This is a genomic window from Flavobacterium daemonense, assembly GCF_007341385.1.
GTDB lineage: Bacteria > Bacteroidota > Bacteroidia > Flavobacteriales > Flavobacteriaceae > Flavobacterium > Flavobacterium daemonense.
In genome coordinates, this window is sequence record NZ_VJYD01000005.1 from 216016 (window position 1) to 236135 (window position 20120).

Consider the following 20120-nt stretch of genomic DNA (forward strand, 5'->3'; position numbering starts at 1 on the left):
CCTAAAATCAAACAGTTAAAACCAACCTACAACGTTTGAGATAACACATTATAGCTTAAAAGATGTTGTTGGTTTAAAAATCAATGTTGTTGGTTTAATTTATTTGTTAAAAAAAAGCTGTTAACGTAATTTTATATAGAAAATAGCTACACAAAAACTAAAATATTGATGAGAAAGGGTATTACAAGGTCCAGAATTAAAACAACATTATTTATTGTCCCCTTTAAATTCAAACTATATTGTAAAAGCCTGCCATTGAAAAATACAAATTACTTAACAGTAATTATCATCTTTCTATTACTTTCAAGCAATAGTTTTTCTCAAACTAATGAAAAGAAAGAAGTCTCCAATTATTTTGACAAAACAGTTGGCGAAGAGATTTTAAACATCAATAACGGCATAATCCATATTGATTCATACAATTTAAAAAATAGCAACAATTATTTTCTAGATAAAAGTTTCGTGAACGGAAGTGTTTTTTATGACAATCAATTGTATGAAAACACTCTTATAAAGTATGACATCTACAAAGATCAGCTTGTCAAATCATTTGAGAACAATAACGCATTTGGTATAACTCTCATAAATGAAAAAACAGATTATTTTTTAATTGGAGAAAAGAAGTTTGTCAATATTGACAAAAAATACAAATACCCTAAAGACATCACTGGTTTTTATGAAGAGAAATATTTAGGCAAGAATCTCTCCTTATATATTAAGCACTTTAAAACTGCTAAAGAAACCATTATTGAAACCACCTTATACACTGAATTCAAAGAATACAGCAACTACCAACTTCTTTATAATTCGAAATTTATACCTGTAGATACAGAAAAAGAAATTCTCACAGCATTTCCGCAACTAAAAAAAGAAGTAAAAGAGTATTACAAAAAAAATAAAATTCAAGAAGAGACAAATCCCTCCCAATTCAAAGCAGATTTGACAAAATTTATTGACAACAATTTATAAGCTACTAAATCTAAATGAAAAAGCACTTTATCTTCTGTTTATTTTTCTTGTTGCCAATTTTTCTTTTTTCTCAAGAAAAAAACATTTCTGTAAAATATTCTAATGTAACGCGAAAAAAAGCTATTGAAATAGTTGAACAAACTACTTCTTTTCACTTCTATTTTGAGGATCAATGGCTATCCAATAATGAACTTATTTCAGGCGAATTTGAAAATACTTCTATTTCAATAATTTTAGATGCCATTTTTAACAATACGACCATCAACTATACTATTGTCGAAAACAGTATTATTCTAAGCAATGGTCTTTTGATATCAAACAACTTAACGGAGGATTATTTTAAAAATGCTGACAACAATACGAGCAAAGATCCGAATTCACAAATCGTTCCGATTTACAATAAACAATACCTAAATGATTCAAAAAAAGATTCAGATTCCATTATTTCTCTCGGAAAACAATCATTAATAAATGGCGCACAGTTCTACACACTTTCTGGCTATATCAAAGACAGAAATTCTGGAAAACCGGAATATAATATTACGCTAAAAGTAAAAGACAAAAACATAAGCACAACTACTGATGAAAATGGTTATTATAGTTTTAAAGTTCCTGCCGGAATCAATATAATCGAAACGCAATCGATCAAACATGAGTCACAGACTAAAAAGATTGTGCTTTACAGCAACGGAAAAGTTGATTTTAATTTGAACGAAAATGTAAATGCGCTGAAAGAAGTTGTCATCGAAAATAAAAGAACGCGAACGATGACCTCAGCAGTTGCAGGTCTTACAAGCATCAATATCGAAAACATCAAAAATGTGCCTTTAATTTTAGGAGAAAGAGACATTTTTAAAGTTGCTACAACCCTTCCGGGCATAAAAACGGCAGGAGAAGGCTCCGCGGGTTTTAACGTGCGCGGAGGAAAAGATGACCAAAACTTGTTTTTATTAGACAATGCTTCTTTATACAATCCATCGCACTTTTTAGGTTTCTTTTCTTCCGTAAATCCGTTTACAACAAAATCAGCCGATATTTACAAAGGAAGTATTCCTGTAGAGTTTGGAGGTCGTCTTTCTTCTGTTTTTGATATTAAATCGAAAAACGGAAATACCGAAAAAATTGCTGGTGAAGCAGGAATTGGCCCGGTAATGAGCAACGTTACGCTTGAAATTCCGGTAGTAAAAGGAAAATCAAGCTTGGTATTTGGCGGTAGAGCAAGTTATTCTGATTGGATTTTGAAAACCATTAAAGATCCTCAATTAGATAATAGCCAAGCTTCATTTTATGATATACTCTTAAAATACAATCATCAAATTACTGTAAAAGACAATTTGGAAACCTCTTTGTATTATAGTCATGACAAATACAGCATTAATTCAGACTCTATTTATAAATACAGCAATTTATTAGCAACAGTAAAATGGGATCATGATTTCAATGCCAAAAATAAATCTTCATTGATTGTTACTAATAGTCAATATAAATTCAACATCGATTACGATTCTCAACCTGAAAAATCATTTGATTACGGCTACAAAATCAATGAAACTCAGTTTGTTTATAAAATGAGATACAATCTCAACGAAAAGCATTCATTTAATTATGGCGTCAGCAGCAAGATATACAATGTAAATCCTGGTTTTTTAGAACCAACAAACGGCGATTCGCAAATTAAAAACAAAACACTCGAAAAAGAAAAAGCTTTAGAATCTGCTTTGTTTTTCACCGAAAATTATAAAGTCAATGACAAGCTTTTGATCAATTTAGGCTTGCGCTATTCGTTTTATTCTGCACTTGGGCCTTCTACCCAAAACATTTATCAGGACGATTTGCCAAAATCTGAAAGAACTGTTGTTGACACTAAGACTTATGGCAATAATGAATCAATAAAAACGTATGGCGGTTTTGAACCTCGAGTTTCTGCTCGTTATTTCATACTTCCGGATCTTTCTGTAAAAGCAAGTTTTGACCGAACGTATCAATACATGCATTTACTATCAACTAATACGACTCAATCTCCAATGGATGTATGGAAACTTTCAGATTTAAATACGCAACCACAATCTTCTAATCAATTTTCGTTAGGGCTTTTCAAAAATATAATCGAGAAATCATTAGAACTGAGTGTGGAAGGTTATTATAAGCGTTCAAAAAATATCTTGGATTATAAAGTTGGCGCCGAATTGTTTTTGAACGAAAACCTAGAAACCGAACTTCTTCAAGGTGAAGGAAAAGCATATGGAGTTGAATTTTTAATCAAAAAAGAAAAAGGAAATTTCAATGGCTGGTTGAGTTATACGTATTCTCGAGCTTTAATAAAATTAGACAGCAAATTTGACTCTGAAAAAATAAATAGTGGCGAATATTTCCCTACGAATTATGACAAGCCACATGACTTTAGCGCTATTTTAAATTATAAATTTACAAAGAGATATAGTTTGTCGACTAATTTTGTTTATCAAACCGGCAGACCTGTCACTTTCCCTATTGGATCATATGATTTTGTGGGAGAGAATTTTACTTTGTACAGTAATCGCAATCAATATAGAATTCCAGATTATTATAGATTGGATATTGGCCTTAACTTTGAAGGAAACCACAAAATAAAAAAGCTTGCGCATAGTTTCTGGAATCTTTCTGTCTATAATGTTCTTGGAAGAAACAATCCGTATAATGTTTATTTTGTTACTGAAGATAAAAAAATCAAGGCTTATAAAACATCTATATTTTCTGTTCCAATTCCGACGATAACTTACAACATTAAATTTTAATTCATTAATCACAACAATATGAATTTCTCAATTATCAAAAAAACGACAATAATGCTTTTTGCAACTGCAGTTTTGTCAAGTTGTACAGAACAATATATCTATCAAAATCAAGATTTTGAAGATGCAATGACCGTTGAAGCCACGTTGACAAACGAACTAAAATATCAGGAAATAAACATTGCAAGAACAAGACTTTTAAACGATACCATAAAAATTCCTGAATCTGGTGCTAACGTAACTGTTGTTGTGAGCGACGGAACTACATTTCGTTTTGACGAAAAAGATGGAAAATATGTTTCGGCAGATGAATTTAAAGTAGAACCAAATAAAAACTATCAATTAAAAATAACAACAAAATCAGGAAAGTCATATGTTTCGTCACCTCAAGTTTTAACGACACCAAACACTATTGATTTAGAAACAGTGGTTGCCGAAAAAGATGGCGTACAAGGTATTCAAGTAAACGTACTAAGTTTTGACCCAACAAATACATCTAAATATTATCGTTACGAATATGAAGAAACTTATAAAATAATTACCCCTCATCCTATTGATACACGCATTACAGTAGTACAGCAAAACGGACATTATAATTACGTAAAAGTTCCTGTTCAAGAAAACATTCAAGTTTGTTATACTACCAAACACTCCACAGGAATAAGGCAAACTACTACGACGGATTTGACTGAAGATCGCGTAAAATATCCTATTCGTTTTATTAACGCAACAGATTACATGTTAACAAATCGCTATAGCATAATGGTTTCGCAATACACGCAAAGTCAAGCCGCTTATGATTATTATTTTACCTCCAAAAAAATGGTCGATTCAGGAGAATTATTATCGCCAAATCAGCCCGGATATGTCGTTGGGAACATAAAATCGACATCAGATTTACATGAAAAAGTTGTTGGTTATTTTGAAGTTGCATCGGTCGCTAAAAAAAGAATCTTTTTTAGTTTCAAAGACTTTTTCCCTTCAGAAAAGCCAACCGAATATTTTACAACGTGCAACGCCAGACTCTACCTTTTTTCTGAGATCGAAAAAACTAATTATTACCTGTTTAAAACACATGATTATATTGGAGATGGTCCGGGATTGACTCCGTCTGGATTCTATATGGTTGAAAAAGAATGCGGCGATTGTACATCATTTTCTTCTAACGTAATACCTTCATTTTGGGAAAATTAAATATAAAATTAGCTTTTCTACTGTTAGTAGTGAATTTCGTTTACAAAAGCACGGCTCAAAACAAAACTGTTCTGAGTACAGAATCAGTAATAGTCAAAACTAATACCTCTGTGGTCTTAACCGGCGAAACCCTATACTGCCAATTATACTGCTTGAACAAAACGACTGTGTTTTCTGATATAAGCGAAGTGGCTTATGTGGAAATAATCAATGATCATAAAGAAAGTGTAATCAAGCATAAAATTAGCATTAAAAACGGAATTGGATCAGACGATTATTTTATTCCAACAACATTAAAAACAGGTAATTATAAACTTATTGCTTACACAAGCTGGATGTTAAATAACAGTCAAAATAACTTTTTTGAAAAGGACTTCACGATTATAGATCCGTTTGAAGAACATATGAATATGGTTATTGACAGCACGTCTTCAAATCTTTCAGATGATAAAAACGAAACAAAAAATACATCTGAAAACATTGTTTTGAATCTTGATAAAGAAAAATATTCTAAGAGAGAAAAAGCAACTCTACTACTTCCAAAAACATTGGACAAGGGAAACTATTTTTTAAATATTAGAAAACTAGATTTTATACCTGAATCTGCAAATAATAGAAGTTTTACTGCTGATCCAAATTTAAAACAAGACATAAATGTACTTCCAGAAACAAGAGGTGAAATTATAACAGGACATGTAAAGGCAAAAGCCACAAACGCCGACTTGAGTTCTAAAACCGTTACGCTCTCTATTCCTGGAAAAAATTTCATTTTTAAAACTGCCAAAACAAACAGCAACGGAAAATTCACTTTTTTGATAGACAAACCAACCAATATATCAAATTGTTACGTGCAATTATCAGAACTTGATAGAGAAAATTATGAAATTACAGTTGATAAAACGCCAAGTCCGGATTTATCAAATTTAATTTTCTCCAATAAGACTTATATTTCTCGTAAAAACCTAAAAGCCATTAAAGAACGCTCATTGGCCACTCAGGTTGAAAACGTGTATTTTTCGCAAAAAAAAGACAGTCTTATTGAAGCCAGTAATACGGATTTCTTTTTTCAACCTACCGAAAAAAAATACAATCTTGATGATTTCGAAAGATTCAGAACCTTTAAAGAAACCATAATTGAAATTGTTGTCGAACTAAATTTTAAAGATTACAACCAAGTTCCTTCACTCTATTTAAGCAATAACAAATTTAACATTACTCAATCTCCTGAACCTTGTTTGGTGCTGGTTGATGGACTGCAAATTCAAGATATAAATGCACTTCTGAATTACAATGCCTACCAAATTGAAAGCATTAGTGTTGTTGACAGACCTTATTGTTATGGTCCAAAAATATTCAATGGAATTGTCAGCATTATTACAAAAAACAAAGATTTTGCAACGATTTATAATGATAAAAATATTTTGAAGACAACGATTTTAAGACCCGAACCTTCAAAAGTATATTTTGAACCAAAATATGAAACATCTACCAGTCTTAAACGAGTTCCTGATTTCAGATACCAACTGCTTTGGAAACCAAATATCGCTTTTACAAATTCCGAAATGAGCATTCCTTTTTACGCTTCTGATATTTCTGGAACGTATGAAATCAAGCTGGAAGGAATTACCGAAACAGGAAATTATGTTCATTTTTATAAAACATTCAAAATCGAATAAAAAAATCTGCTGAAAAGAAATTTTAGTTTCGAAAACTTATAATGAAAAACCCCAATTCAACCGAATGAATTGGGGTTTTTCGTTTTTGAAGCGTCATTTTTTCCTTCAAAATTCCTTCGTATTCTAAAACAATAATTTAATAGAAACAAAAGAGTTTTTACACAAAAACTAAAAATTATACTACATTTTAACAGTTGTTAGTGTTATTTATAACTTTTTTTTAATACTTTTGAAATCAACCGAAACAAAACCAAAAATCCACCAAACCTTTGAAAAATTCCCAAAATAAGATAATAATCCTAACTTTATTTGGATTATTATTAAACATTTATTCCATACATAGCCAAAACGTCAAAGAAATTGAAACCTTTAACTGGTTTGATAAAAATGCAGGAATTGACGCATTAGATATTAAAAATGGACCAGCTCATTTAAACTTTGACAAAACTGTCGAAAACCAGCATCGCTACTACGGCACGAATGATTTCAAAAAAGGAAGCGTCACATATAATGGCCAAAACTATTTTGATTTGTTTTTAAAATATGACATCTATGCTGACGAACTTGTTCTTCGTCCTTATGATGAACAAAACACTACAAAAATAAATCTCGTAAAGTCAAACATTACCTATTTCAAGATTGGCAATGAAACTTTTGTCAACTTAAAACAATTGAATAATACTAGCTTCAAAGGCGGTTATTACGAGGAAATCCCACTAAACAACAATCAAGTCTTTTATATCAAATATTATAAAGACAAAAAGAAAAATGCCAAGGTAGAGGTTAACGAGATTGAATATATTCCTCGCTATGAATTTATCTTATGGAAAGAAAACAAATTCAATTTAGTGAATGACAAAAAAGAAATTATCGCATTGTTTCCTGAAAGCAAAAGAAAAATAAATGATTTCTATTTCATGAACCGCAACCTTAGAAAGGAAAACAACGCACTATTCATGAAAAACCTAATGAAATTTATCAATAATTAAAACTTGAAGAAACAGCATATGAGAATATTTACTATCCTTTTATTATTTTTCGGTTTTAATCAGTTACTGCATTCACAAGGCGAAAAAAATACAATAAACATTGCTTTCAATAACATAAACAGAATTGCTGTCTTGGAAAAAATCGAGGCTTCAACTTCTTATAAATTTTATTTCCAAGAAAATTGGTTTGACAAAAATGTATTGATCTCTGGAGATTATACAAACAAATCGATCGAAGAGGTTCTAACTAAAGTTTTAGAAGATACTGAACTTAATTTTTATATTAATAAGAATAAAATCATCTTAACCAAAAACAGCATCATTTACGACAAGTTTCAAAACAACAAAAAAGATGCAAATGCACCTATCTTTTTCCAGCAATATGATTCTGTTAAAAAAGACAAATCAGGCACGACGGCTCCGATTGCGTTGATTGGTAAAGAAGCTGCCGAATCAGACGTTGATCTTTATACTTTGTCTGGTCATATCACCGATTTGAAAGACGGAAAACCATTGGCAGATATTAATGTTAAAGTAAAAAATACAGCTATAGTTTCAACTACAAATGCTGATGGTTTTTACAGCTTTAAGCTTCCAACTGGATTAAGCACAATTGAAGTTGAATCATTATTTTACAATAACACTTCGAGAAAAATCATGATTTACAGCAACGGTACATTAGATTTTTCTGTTATTGAAAAAATCAATCAGCTGGACGAGGTTTTGGTTAAAGGAAAAGACAGCCAAAATATTCGAACTGCAATTACCGGAGTAACTACAATTGAAGCCGAAGGCGTAAAAAATATTCCGCTAGTTCTTGGTGAAAGAGATATTTTAAAAGTTGCCTTAACGATTCCTGGAATTAAAACAGCGGGTGAAGGATCTTCTGGATTTAATGTTAGAGGAGGAAAAGAAGATCAAAATTTAGTATTATTAGACAATGCTACAATTTACAATCCTACACATCTTTTTGGTTTTTTCTCGTCAATTAATCCATATACAATCAACAAAGTAGATATTTACAAAGGAGGAATTCCTTCTGAATATGGCGGACGCTTGTCTTCTGTTTTTGATATTATTTCTAAAAATGGAAATACTGAAAAAGTTTCAGGAGAAGGCGGAATTGGTCCTGTAACGAGCAATCTTACTGTTTCTGTTCCTGTTGTAAAAGACAAGGCAAGTTTGTTGGTTGGAGGGAGAGCTACTTACTCGGACTGGATTTTAAAGACTTTGGACGATGAAAGATTAAAAAACAGCCATGCTTCTTTTTATGATTTGTTTGCCAAATACAATCACAAAATCAACAAAAACAATTCAGTTGAAGGAACAGCATATTACAGCAAAGATTCTTATACTTTAACTGCCGATTCTTTGTTTAAATACAGCAACCGCTTAATTTCATTGAAATGGAAACATGCATTCAATGAGAAAAACAATAGCGAATTTAATGTGACGAACAGTGAATACAAATACAGCATAAATTATCAGTCTGCAAACCCTGAATCTTTTCTGATGAAATATAAAATCAACGAAAGTCAGGCCGTTTTTAAATTCACGAGCGAGATTAACAGCAGCCATAAACTTACGTACGGAATTGCAAGCAAACTTTATAAAATAAATCCGGGAGAATTATCTCCAAACGGAGAAAACTCAATTGTAAAACCAGTTACAATCGAAAAAGAAAAAGGTTTGGAATCTGCCGCATTTCTTTCTGATAAATTTCAAATTTCTGAAAAATTGCTTTTAGATGTTGGAGCTCGATATTCATTTTATATGGCACTTGGACCATCAACGCAAAATATTTATCAAGACGGAGTTCCTAAAACTCCATCGACAGTAATTGAGCAAAAAACATATGGCAATAATGAAGTTATTACAACAAATGGAGGTTTCGAGCCAAGAATTGGCCTTCGTTATATTTTTAATGAAAGCCTTTTTGTGAAAGCTGGTTTTGACAAAAATTACCAATATATTCATTTGCTGACAAACAACACGACTCAGGCACCAACTGACACTTGGAAATTATCTGATTTGAATGTAAAACCAGAAAGTGGCACACAATATTCCCTTGGAATTTTCAAAAAATTAGAATACAAGGATCTTGAATTAAGTCTTGAAGGGTATTACAAAACTTCTAAAAACATTTTAGATTATAAAGTTGGCTCACAGATTCTTTTAAATCAAAACTTAGAAACAGAATTGCTTCAAGGTGACGGGAAAGCATATGGAATCGAGTTTTTATTAAGAAAATCTATTGGACGTCTTAACGGATGGGTTGGATATAGCTATTCAAGATCATTAATCAAACTTGATAGTCAGTTTAATGATGAAAAGGTAAACAATGGCGAATATTTTCCGAGTAATTTTGATAAGCCACACGATTTCAGCATTGTAATGAATTACAAGTTCACACATCGTTACAGTTTTTCTTCTAATTTTGTGTATCAAACAGGAAGACCGGTTACGTATCCTATTGGAAAATATTACTACAGCGGAGCAGAATACACTTTATACACTGATCGAAACCAATTCAGAATACCTGATTATTACCGTTTAGATATTGGATTAAACATTGAAGGAAATCATAAAATAAAAAAATTAGCACATAGTTTCTGGAACATTTCTATTTATAATGTGTTAGGAAGAAACAACCCTTACTCTGTCTTTTTTGTAACTAAACAAGGCGAGATAAAAGCATACCAAACCTCAATTTTTGCAGTTCCAGTACCAACTATTACTTATAATTTTAAATTTTAACGTTATGAAAAAAATCTTTCTACATAGATTTCTAATAACAACAATATTCATTGCGGTATTTGGCTGTACAACACCTTACAACTATCAGTCAAGCAGCGCATATGAAGATATCATTGTAATTGAATCGACCATCACAAATCAAAATAAAACACAAGAAGTTAAAGTTAGTAGAGCCTATAAACTTGATGAAAAAAGCCCGACTTTTGAAACCGGAGCAGTAGTTTTTGTCACAGATAATGCTGGAAACAAATATGATTTCAAACAAAATACTGATATATATACTTCTGTAAGTCCATTTCAAGTTGTAGCAGACAGACAATATCAATTACATGTTCGCACTAAAGATGGCAGAAGCTATATTTCAACCACCGAGAAGCTGCCTCAGCAAACTGAAATTTCGAGTGTAGAAGCCAACAAAGTAACTAAAGACAATCAACTTGGCGTTGAAATCACTGTAAACAGCAATGATCCAACAAACAACTCGCATTACTATAGATACGAATATGAAGAAACTTATAAAATTGTAGCTCCTAAATATTATCCACAAAAAGCCACTGTTGTTTATTATCCTGCTGGCTCTTACCCGCCTGGAAAAGTTGTTCTTGAAGATAGGACTGAAGACGTGAGAGTCTGTTATTCAACTAAAAACTCAACCGAACTGCTTTTAACCAGTACCACCGATTTATCTGAAGACAGGGTTACTAATTTCCCTGTGCGTTTTATTGCTAGCACTGATCCTATTATTATGAATAGATACAGTATTTTAGTAAAACAATATGTTCAAAATCTTGCTGCCCATACATTTTCTGAAACACTAAACGAAATCTCAAAATCTGGAAGCATTTTATCACAAACACAGCCAGGTTTTTTCTATGGAAACATTAAATCAGTTGATAATCCTGGAGAAAAAGTTATTGGTTATTTTGATGTATCTTCTTATTCAGAGAAAAGAATCTTCTTTAATTTCAAAGATTTACTGGATGGTCAACCGATACCTCTATATCCATATAATTGTCCTACAGAATTTGCTACTGAAGAAGAAGCGAAAGCATATATCTTTAGTTACTGTTTCAATAAGAATCCAGATTTTAAATGTCAAGGAGAATTAATTTTATCATTTCTTTCTAGTGGTTATAAAGTTTATTATCCTACCGAATTTCCTACCAGCTACGTTATATACCCTATAGAATGTGGCGACTGTACTTCATTTTCATCAAATATAAAACCACCATTTTGGATAGATTAAGATACATATTAGTTATAGCATTAGCTTTTAGCTATCAGCAAACTGTATTTGCTCAAAAGAGCAATTCTGTAAATGAGCTAAATATCACCGACAAAAAAATTGATGAATCAATTTATATAAGTACGAATGCCAATTCTTTCTTGACAGGAGAAAAATTGCTTTACGAGATATTCTGCATAGACAAAACGGCAAATACCGCTTCTATTTTCAGCAAAATAGCCTATGTACAACTCATCGATAATAGCAAAAAAACCGTTTTTACTCACAAATTGTTCCTTACTAAAGGAGCTGGAAGCGGCGATTTCTTTATACCGACTACCTTAGAAAGCGGAAGCTATAAATTGGTTGGATACACAAACTGGATGCTGAACAAAAATACGCCGGAATATTTTTCGACGGATATTTATATCATAAATCCTTATAAAGAAAATCCAAGCGGCAGTACGGTTTCATACAACGCAGTTTCGCTCGAGCCAGCAACCAACAGCAATATTTCTTTTGATTTTAAAACCAAATCCTATAATTGTAGAGATTTAGTTGAGTTAGGCATAAAATCTAATTCTGATGAATTTGTTAAAGGAAATTACTCAGTTTCTGTTAGAAAAGCTGATGGTTATTTGGCACAAAACAAAGCCATTTTCAGCAATGCAAATACGAGTCAAAACAGCGAAATTACTACAAGCCAATTTGTATTTCCGGAACTTCGCGGTGAAATTATTACCGGAAAAATTTCTTCGGCAAAGGCAGACGTCAAAGGCAAAAAAGTAGCATTTTCTATTGTTGGAAAAAATTCCGTTTTAAAAATTGCCAAGACTGATGATCAAGGAAGATTCCTTTTTATTCTAGAAAAAGAAAATCCAAATTCAAATATTATTATTCAGGTTCTTGAAAGCGGAAAAGAAGATTATGTAATTGAAATCGACAAACAAAAAAATATTGATTTTTCTAATTTGACTTTCCCGACTGTTCAATTCAATTCGGATTTCAAAAAAAATATCACCGAACGATTGATTTCAACTCAGGTTGAAAATGCTTATTATGATGTGAAAAAAGACAGCATGATAACGCCTCCGGTTCCAATTCCTTTTTACGGCGCAACAACCGAAGAATTTAAATTAGATGATTATACAAGATTTCCAAATATCGAGGAAACCATTACTGAAATTTTAAAAGGAGTTTATTACAGAAAAAACAATAATGAATATTCTATTCATGTTTTTGATAATGATGAAAATTACGAATCTGCACTTCCTGCAATGATCATTGTTGACGGATTGATTCTTGAAAACTTAAATGAGTTTTTTGCTTTCAACCCGAAACTTATTTATAAGGTAAATGTTGTGCGCGGACTTTATTACTATGGTTCGAAATCATTTAACGGAATTGTTTCTTTCTCTACAAAAAATGGCGATTATGATACTAAGCTGAAAGGTCAGTTTATCATAAGACCAGAAATTTTAAGACCGCAGGTCAAGAAAAACTATTTTAGTCCTGATTATTCAAGCAACAAAAACGCAAGAATTCCAGATTACAGACATCAGCTTTTATGGCTGCCAAGTATTGATTTGAAAATCGACTCAAATATTAAATTTTACGCGTCTGATGCACCAGGAAAATACGAAGTAATACTTGAAGGATTTTCGGCAAATGGAAAACCTGTTTTTATAAAGGATTTTATAGAAATTAAAGAAAAAGACAGTAATTAATTTTTTAAACAGAAAAAGATATTCAAACCTCTATTTCAATTTTAGAAATAGAGGTTTTTTATTCAATGACGAATTGAATTGGTCATTTTATTTAAAAATTATAGCATTTTTATTACAATTTAACATTTTTCAAGAAAATCAACCGATTTTTTTTTAATATTTTTGAAATCACCAAAAACAAACCATTAAACCATACAATCCTTTGAAAAATTATCAAAAAAAGTATACAAGCCTTATTTTATTTGGAGTATTCTTTAATATTTTCTCAATTCACAGTCAAACAAGCACCAGCAATAATTCTCTTTATAATTGGTTTGACAAAGCTTTTGAAAAAGAAAATCTTCCTATTTACAACGGCACTCGCCATATCAACTATTACAGAACTCTAGACAACACGCATAGTTATTATGTGTCTGCAAATTACAGTTCTGGCGATGTTGAATATGAGGATCAGACGTATTATAATCTTGATTTAAAATATGATATCAATAATGATATTTTAGTTTTCAAGCCCAAAGGAAAATTTGATTATCTAGGCATTAATATTATAAAGGAGAAAACCGCCAGTTTTACTATTCAAAACAAACATTTCGTTAATATAAACTACAACGGTGCTTCGTGTCCAGATTATATGAGTGGTTACTATCAGGAAATTGTATACTCAAAAAACAATATTCTTTATATCAAACATCACAAAAATAGATCTAAAGTTATTGACACAAAATCAGTTTCAGACGATGTGCAGAATTCTACTGACACGTTTACAGAAAAAAATGAATTTGTATTGAAATATAAAGACACCTATTATAAGATAGCGTCAAAAAGTGATGTCATCAAAATTTTCCCCGAACTGAAAAGCAAAATAAAAAATTATTACAGTACAAATAAGCAGCTAGAGGAAGTCGATAATAAAGTTTTTGTCGAGAATCTAATCAAAGAAATAAACAATTTCCTCCCTAATGAATCTAAGTAAAAAATGAAAAAAATTATACTCACCATATTTTTATTAGCTTTTTATACAGTATCATTTAGTCAGGACAAAAACGAAAAAATTTCAATTGAATTTTCAAATGCTAATTTAAAAACAGCATTAGAAAAAGTTGAACAAACAACAGGTTATAAGTTTTACTATGACCAAAACTGGTTTGCTGATGAAACTAATTTGATTACAAAAAGTTACACCGATATTTCGCTTAATGATTTACTAAACAGCCTTTTTGAAAAAACGGCTCTGAATTTTTATATCATCGATAAAAAAGTAATTCTATCAAAAAACAGCACGATCCACAGCTCGCTCCCTGATAATTATTTTTCGACTCCAGAAAATTCTCAAGCAAATCAAAATACAGCAAAACCAGTATTTCATCAGCAATACGACAGTATAGCTAAAAGTCAAGCTGCATCTGGAATAATCTATATTGGTAAAGAGAGAAAAGGAAGCGAATTAAAATCGTATGTGCTTTCTGGTTTTATAAAAAACATCAAAACAAAAAACGAACTTTCTAATGCAACAATAAGAGTTCGTGATAAAAATATAAGTACGGTCGCTAATAATGACGGCTCTTATAAATTGACTGTTCCGTATGGATTAAATTATATAGATGTAGAATTAGTAAATCATAAAAAGGCAACCGAAACTATTATGGTTTATGACAATGGGACACTTGATATTTTTCTATACGAAAGCATCAATGAACTTGATGAAGTAGTAATTAAAAAGAACGCTGACAAAAATGTAAAAGATGTTATTGCGGGAGTTTCTACCATTGATGTTGAAAAAATAAAAAACATTCCATTAGTTCTTGGTGAAAGAGATATTTTTAGAGTGGCAACAACTTTGCCCGGTATAAAAACTACAGGAGAAGGTTCTGCTGGATTTAATGTTCGCGGAGGAAAAGATGATCAAAACTTAATTCTTTTAGACAATGCTGTTTTGTATAACACATCGCATTTCTTAGGCTTTTTCTCGGCTGTAAACCCTTATACGACAAGTAAAGTTGACATTTACAAAGGAAGCATTCCTGCTAGATTTGGTGGTCGATTGTCTTCTGTATTTGATATTGCTTCAAAAAACGGAAATCCTCAAAAATTTTCTGGTGAAGCTGGCATTGGTTCTGTAACGAGTAATTTATCGATTGGAGCTCCAATTGTAAAAGACAAAGCAAGCATTTTGGTTGGTGTACGAACTACCTATTCGGAATGGATTTTAAAACAATTAGACAACGAAAATTTAAAAAATAGCCAAGCAGCATTTTTTGACGGAATCATAAAATACAATCATAAAATAAATCCAAACAATAATGTTGAAACAACTTTGTATTATAGCAAAGATCGTTTCAGTATTTCTTCCGACTCTGTTTACAAATACAGCAATGCCTTGATTTCCCTAAAATGGAACCACGCATTCAGCAACAAAACTAAAACGGACTTTATTTTTACGAATAGCAATTATAAATTCAATATTGACTTTGATAACGGAACTGCAAACTCGTTTGATTACGGCTATAAATTAAACGAAACGCAATTTATTGCAAATACAAATTATTCGCTAAACAGCAAACACGCATTTAATTATGGTTTATCGAGTAAACTTTACAATGTTGCACCAGGATATCTGAACCCAAAAACAGCGGAATCTACCATTATTCCGATACAAATTGACGATGAAAAAGCGCTCGAATCTGCTTTATATTTTTCTGACAATTATACTTTGAATGAGAAAATACAAATTAGTCTCGGGCTGCGATATTCGACCTATTCTGCACTTGGAGAATCCACACAACAAGTTTATAAAGAAAACGCCCCTATAAACGACAACAATGTTATTGCCACAAATTATTACAAAAAAAATGAAGTCATAAAAACCTATGGTGGATTTGAGCCAAGAATCGCAATGCGTTACTTATTTACAGATGATTTGTCAATTAAAGGAAGTTATGACAAAACCTATCAATACATACATTTGCTAACAAACAATACGACGCAATCGCCAACCGACGCTTGGAAATTGTCTGATCTGAACATCAAACCTCAAGAAGCACATCAATTTTCTTTAGGACTTTACAAAAATCTAGATAATGACAATGTCGAATTGAGCGTTGAAGGCTATTATAAAAAATCATACAATCTTCTGGATTATAAAGTCGGCTCACAATTAATGCTGCAAGAAAATACCGAAACGCAATTATTGCAAGGAGAAGGAAAAGCGTATGGTGTTGAATTTTTAGTAAAAAAGAATGCCGGAAAACTTAATGGTTGGTTAGGTTATACTTATGCACGTACTTTTATAAAATCGGACAGTCAGTTTCTTGATGAAAAGGTCAACAATGGACATTATTTTCCAACAAACTTTGACAAACCGCACGAGGTAAGCGCAGTACTAAATTATAAATTTACACAGCGTTATAGTATATCTAGTAATTTTGTATATCAATCTGGACGACCTATCACATTTCCAGTAGGAAGCTATATTTATAATGGTATGGAATATACTTTATATAGCGACCGAAATAAATACAGAATACCTGATTATTATCGACTTGATATTGGTTTTAATATTGAAGGAAATCACAAAATAAAAAAGTTATCGCATAGCTTCTGGAATATATCAATTTATAATGTTTTAGGCCGAAATAATCCATACTCGATATTTTTTGTAACGACAGATGGACAAATAAAAGCATACAAAACTTCTATATTTTCTGTGCCAATTCCGACCATAACTTATAACGTTAAATTTTAATCAATACTGTAATGAAATTTAAAACCCATTATATTAATCAATTTTACAAAATATTATTTTTTGCGATATTTTGCTTTTCTGTTAGTAGTTGTACGGAACAATATGTTTTTCAATCAAATACTTTCGAAAGCATATTGGTTGTTCAAGCAAATATTACAAACGAATTAAAGAAACAAGAAATAAAAGTGAGTCGCACTTACCGCCTGGGAGAAAAAGAACAAGAATTTGAAAAAGGCGCAAATGTTTATGTAACAGATAGTGATAATAATAACTATAGTTTTGAGCTTGAAGATTTCTCAGGCCTTTATGTTTCAAAAGACCCTTTTCAAGCAGTTCCAGGAAGATCATATCAATTAAATATCACTACAAAAGATGGAAAATCCTATTCCTCAACTTTGCAAACATTGACATCTGTAAGCGAAATCAATGTCGAACCAAAAGTTGTTACGGTAGATGGCATCAAAGGTGCGGAAATACTTGTAACTAGTAATGATCCTACCGCAAGTTCAAAATTTTATAGATTTGAATATGAGGAAACTTATAAAGTCATTTCTCCAAGCTGGAATCCAGACAAGCTTATAGTAGACCCAAACGGCACTGGTCAATATCCTAGTTATTTAATTGTACCCAGAGACAAGGAAACAAGAGTATGTTATACAACAAAAAAATCAGATGATTTAATTTTAGTCAGTAATGCTGGTCAAAACGAAGATCGCATCAATTTGCCAATACGTTTCATAGACATTAAAAGTCCTATTATTAACGAACGCTATAGTATTTTAGTGCGCCAATATGTTCAAAATTCAGAATCTTATACGTATTATAAAACTTTAAAGACACTTTCAACTTCCTCTAGTTTATTTTCACAGGTACAACCAGGATTCAATTATGGAAATATTAAAAATAATGATGATCCCGAAGAGAAAGTTGTTGGTTATTTTGAAGTTTCTTCGGTTTCTTCAAAACGAATCTTTTTCAACTTTAGAGACTTATTTCCTACAGATCCGTATCCGCCATTTTATACAGAATGCAGAACACAACTATTGGCAAACTGCTGGACTTCTAAAGGCTGTGCAGGATACACCATATTAGCATTAATTCAATCACCAGTACCAGAAAAGGTATATTATGGAGCCTTAGACGATATGTCGGCTATAGTATTTGTTCCTTCTCCTTGTGGCGATTGTACCAGTATTTCATCTAACATTAAACCTGCATTTTGGATAGATTAAAAAAAATAATCGGCTTGATAATGCTCATAATTGGACCTGCAATTATTGGGCAAAATAATTTATTACAGAAAAACATAACCATTAGTAAATCTAATGATGAAAGTCTTTTCATTCATTTAAGCAACACAACTTTAATTGCTGGAGAAACACTGCATTGCAAGTTCTATTGCTTAAATCCATCTGACAATACATTTAGTCTTATAAGCAAAATTGCTCATGTAGAACTTCTTGACAGCCAAAACCAAAATGTCCTTACCAATAAAATTTATCTGGAAAATGGCAACGGACAAGGCGATTTTTTTATTCCTACAACAGTAAATACAGGCACTTATAAACTGATTGCTTATACGAATTGGATGTTAAACAAAAAGGAACATAAAATATCAGAAGTTGAATTGGTAATTATTAATCCTTATGTAATTGCTAAAAACAGCATTGTCGGTAAGAAAAATGAGCCCCAAAAGAATGATGCACAAATCACAGAATCTAATTCAGTAAACAATGCAAAAAACGAACTTTTTTCATTAGAATTGAACAAAAAAACGGCTTCAACAAGAGATCAAATTCAGGTAAAAATAAAATCTTTAAAAGCACTTAAATCTGCTGGAGGAAGTTTTTCAATAGCAATCAAAAGAGCAGATAATTTACCGTCACTAAAACAAAAAGATGCTTTTGAATTCGCAAAATCAAACGTAAAAAGCACTTTGAATGACAGTTTGCAATTTTTACCAGAACTTAGAGGAGAGCTTGTATCGGGCACTATCATCAACAACAAAAATCCAAAGGAAGTTGCAGGCAAAAACATTGCACTTTCAGTTCCTGGCATCGATTTTTCTTTTAAAATTGTCAAAACAGATATACGAGGAAAATTCAATTTCATTTTAGACAAATTACCAAATTATCCAAATGTTGCGATTCAGGTTTTAGAAAGCAACAGAGCTGATTTTAATATCGAAATTAATAAAGACAAAAAATATAGCTTGTCTGAAATAAAACCTCTTGATGATTTGAATCTTACTTCAGATTATAAAAATAGCATCGAACAAAGGTCAGTCGCCAATCAAATTGAAAATATCTATTATACACACAAGAGAGACAGTATAAAAGCGGTTAAAAAAGCCATACCATTCTATCATCCTGCAGAAAAGGAATATGTTCTTGCAGATTATACTAAATTTCCAACTCTCAAGGAAACGGTTACCGAGATATTAAAAGAAGTTTATTATCGTGAGGACAATAACAATTTCACTTTGGGTGTGAGAGACATTAATTATGATTTGAAATTTTTTGCAGAACCCGCTTTAGTTCTTGTTGATGGATTATTAATTCAAAATACTAACGAGTTGAAAGACTATAAAATGGAAAATGTCTATAAAATAAGTATTGTTCCTGGAGTTTATCTATATGGCCCAACAGCTTTCAATGGCATCATAAGTTTTACTACAAAAAACAATGATTATGAAAGCAAAGAAAAAGGAAGTTATTATTTGAAAACAGAAATTCAGCGACCACAGGAAAAAATAACGTATTTCAAACAAGATTACACCGATAAAAGTAAATACGACAGAATTCCAGATTACAGACATTTATTGCTTTGGGAACCAGATTTGAAGCTTGAAAACGTAGAAAACAGCATTTCTTTTTTTACATCTGATGTGCTTGGCGTATATGAAATCGATCTAGAAGGTTTTACAAAAGATGGTTCTCCTGTATCATTAAAAGAAACTTTTGAAGTAAAAGATCTTAAAACAAATTAAAAAAACTTTCGTTTTTTGACTTTACAAACCTTTGTTCTCACATTTTGGAACAAAGGTTTTTATTTTGATATTCATTTGAAA

General features: G+C 31.5%; 12 protein-coding genes. All 12 read left to right on the plus strand.

Features of this window, described 5'->3' with window-relative positions:
* Window positions 1-255 precede the first annotated feature (255 nt).
* A complete protein-coding gene (locus FND99_RS08865; protein ID WP_144337607.1) occupies window positions 256-969 on the plus strand; it encodes a hypothetical protein in 714 nt (237 codons plus the stop codon).
* A 14-nt stretch (window positions 970-983) separates the two neighbouring features.
* Window positions 984-3743 carry a TonB-dependent receptor gene (locus tag FND99_RS08870; RefSeq protein ID WP_144337608.1) on the plus strand — a complete coding sequence of 920 codons (2760 nt, stop codon included), beginning with the start codon at window positions 984-986 and terminating at the stop codon, window positions 3741-3743.
* A gap of 18 nt (window positions 3744-3761) precedes the next feature.
* On the plus strand, window positions 3762-4934 hold the full coding sequence (locus FND99_RS08875; protein ID WP_144337609.1) for a DUF4249 domain-containing protein: 1173 nt from the start codon (window positions 3762-3764) through the stop codon (window positions 4932-4934).
* 167 nt (window positions 4935-5101) lie between these two features.
* Window positions 5102-6610, plus strand: coding sequence for a hypothetical protein (locus tag FND99_RS08880; protein WP_144337610.1), 1509 nt, complete (start codon window positions 5102-5104; stop codon window positions 6608-6610).
* 269 nt (window positions 6611-6879) lie between these two features.
* On the plus strand, window positions 6880-7599 hold the full coding sequence (locus tag FND99_RS08885; protein WP_144337611.1) for a hypothetical protein: 720 nt from the start codon (window positions 6880-6882) through the stop codon (window positions 7597-7599).
* A gap of 18 nt (window positions 7600-7617) precedes the next feature.
* Window positions 7618-10356, plus strand: coding sequence for a TonB-dependent receptor (locus tag FND99_RS08890; protein ID WP_144337612.1), 2739 nt, complete (start codon window positions 7618-7620; stop codon window positions 10354-10356).
* A gap of 4 nt (window positions 10357-10360) precedes the next feature.
* On the plus strand, window positions 10361-11602 hold the full coding sequence (locus tag FND99_RS08895) for a DUF4249 domain-containing protein (RefSeq protein WP_144337613.1): 1242 nt from the start codon (window positions 10361-10363) through the stop codon (window positions 11600-11602).
* Window positions 11590-13308, plus strand: a complete 1719-nt coding sequence (locus FND99_RS08900; RefSeq protein WP_144337614.1) for a hypothetical protein — start codon at window positions 11590-11592, stop codon at window positions 13306-13308. Before FND99_RS08895 ends, FND99_RS08900 begins: the two co-directional genes overlap by 13 nt.
* A gap of 202 nt (window positions 13309-13510) precedes the next feature.
* A complete protein-coding gene (locus FND99_RS08905) occupies window positions 13511-14281 on the plus strand; it encodes a hypothetical protein (protein WP_144337615.1) in 771 nt (256 codons plus the stop codon).
* 3 nt (window positions 14282-14284) lie between these two features.
* Entirely contained in the window at window positions 14285-17050 is a 2766-nt protein-coding gene (locus FND99_RS08910) for a TonB-dependent receptor (protein WP_144337616.1), read from the plus strand.
* Window positions 17051-17061: 11 nt separating this feature from the next.
* Entirely contained in the window at window positions 17062-18282 is a 1221-nt protein-coding gene (locus tag FND99_RS08915; protein WP_144337617.1) for a DUF4249 domain-containing protein, read from the plus strand.
* Window positions 18283-18296: 14 nt separating this feature from the next.
* Window positions 18297-20039 carry a hypothetical protein gene (locus FND99_RS08920; protein WP_144337618.1) on the plus strand — a complete coding sequence of 581 codons (1743 nt, stop codon included), beginning with the start codon at window positions 18297-18299 and terminating at the stop codon, window positions 20037-20039.
* The last annotated feature ends 81 nt before the right edge of the window (window positions 20040-20120 follow it).

Bases quoted from the DNA above. Each gene is read 5' to 3' on its own strand.
- FND99_RS08870 (WP_144337608.1), top strand. From the start codon at position 984: ATGAAAAAGCACTTTATCTTCTGTTTATTTTTCTTGTTGCCAATTTTT.
- FND99_RS08875 (WP_144337609.1), top strand. From the start codon at position 3,762: ATGAATTTCTCAATTATCAAAAAAACGACAATAATGCTTTTTGCAACT.
- FND99_RS08890 (WP_144337612.1), top strand. From the start codon at position 7,618: ATGAGAATATTTACTATCCTTTTATTATTTTTCGGTTTTAATCAGTTA.
- FND99_RS08895 (WP_144337613.1), top strand. From the start codon at position 10,361: ATGAAAAAAATCTTTCTACATAGATTTCTAATAACAACAATATTCATT.
- FND99_RS08910 (WP_144337616.1), top strand. From the start codon at position 14,285: ATGAAAAAAATTATACTCACCATATTTTTATTAGCTTTTTATACAGTA.
- FND99_RS08915 (WP_144337617.1), top strand. From the start codon at position 17,062: ATGAAATTTAAAACCCATTATATTAATCAATTTTACAAAATATTATTT.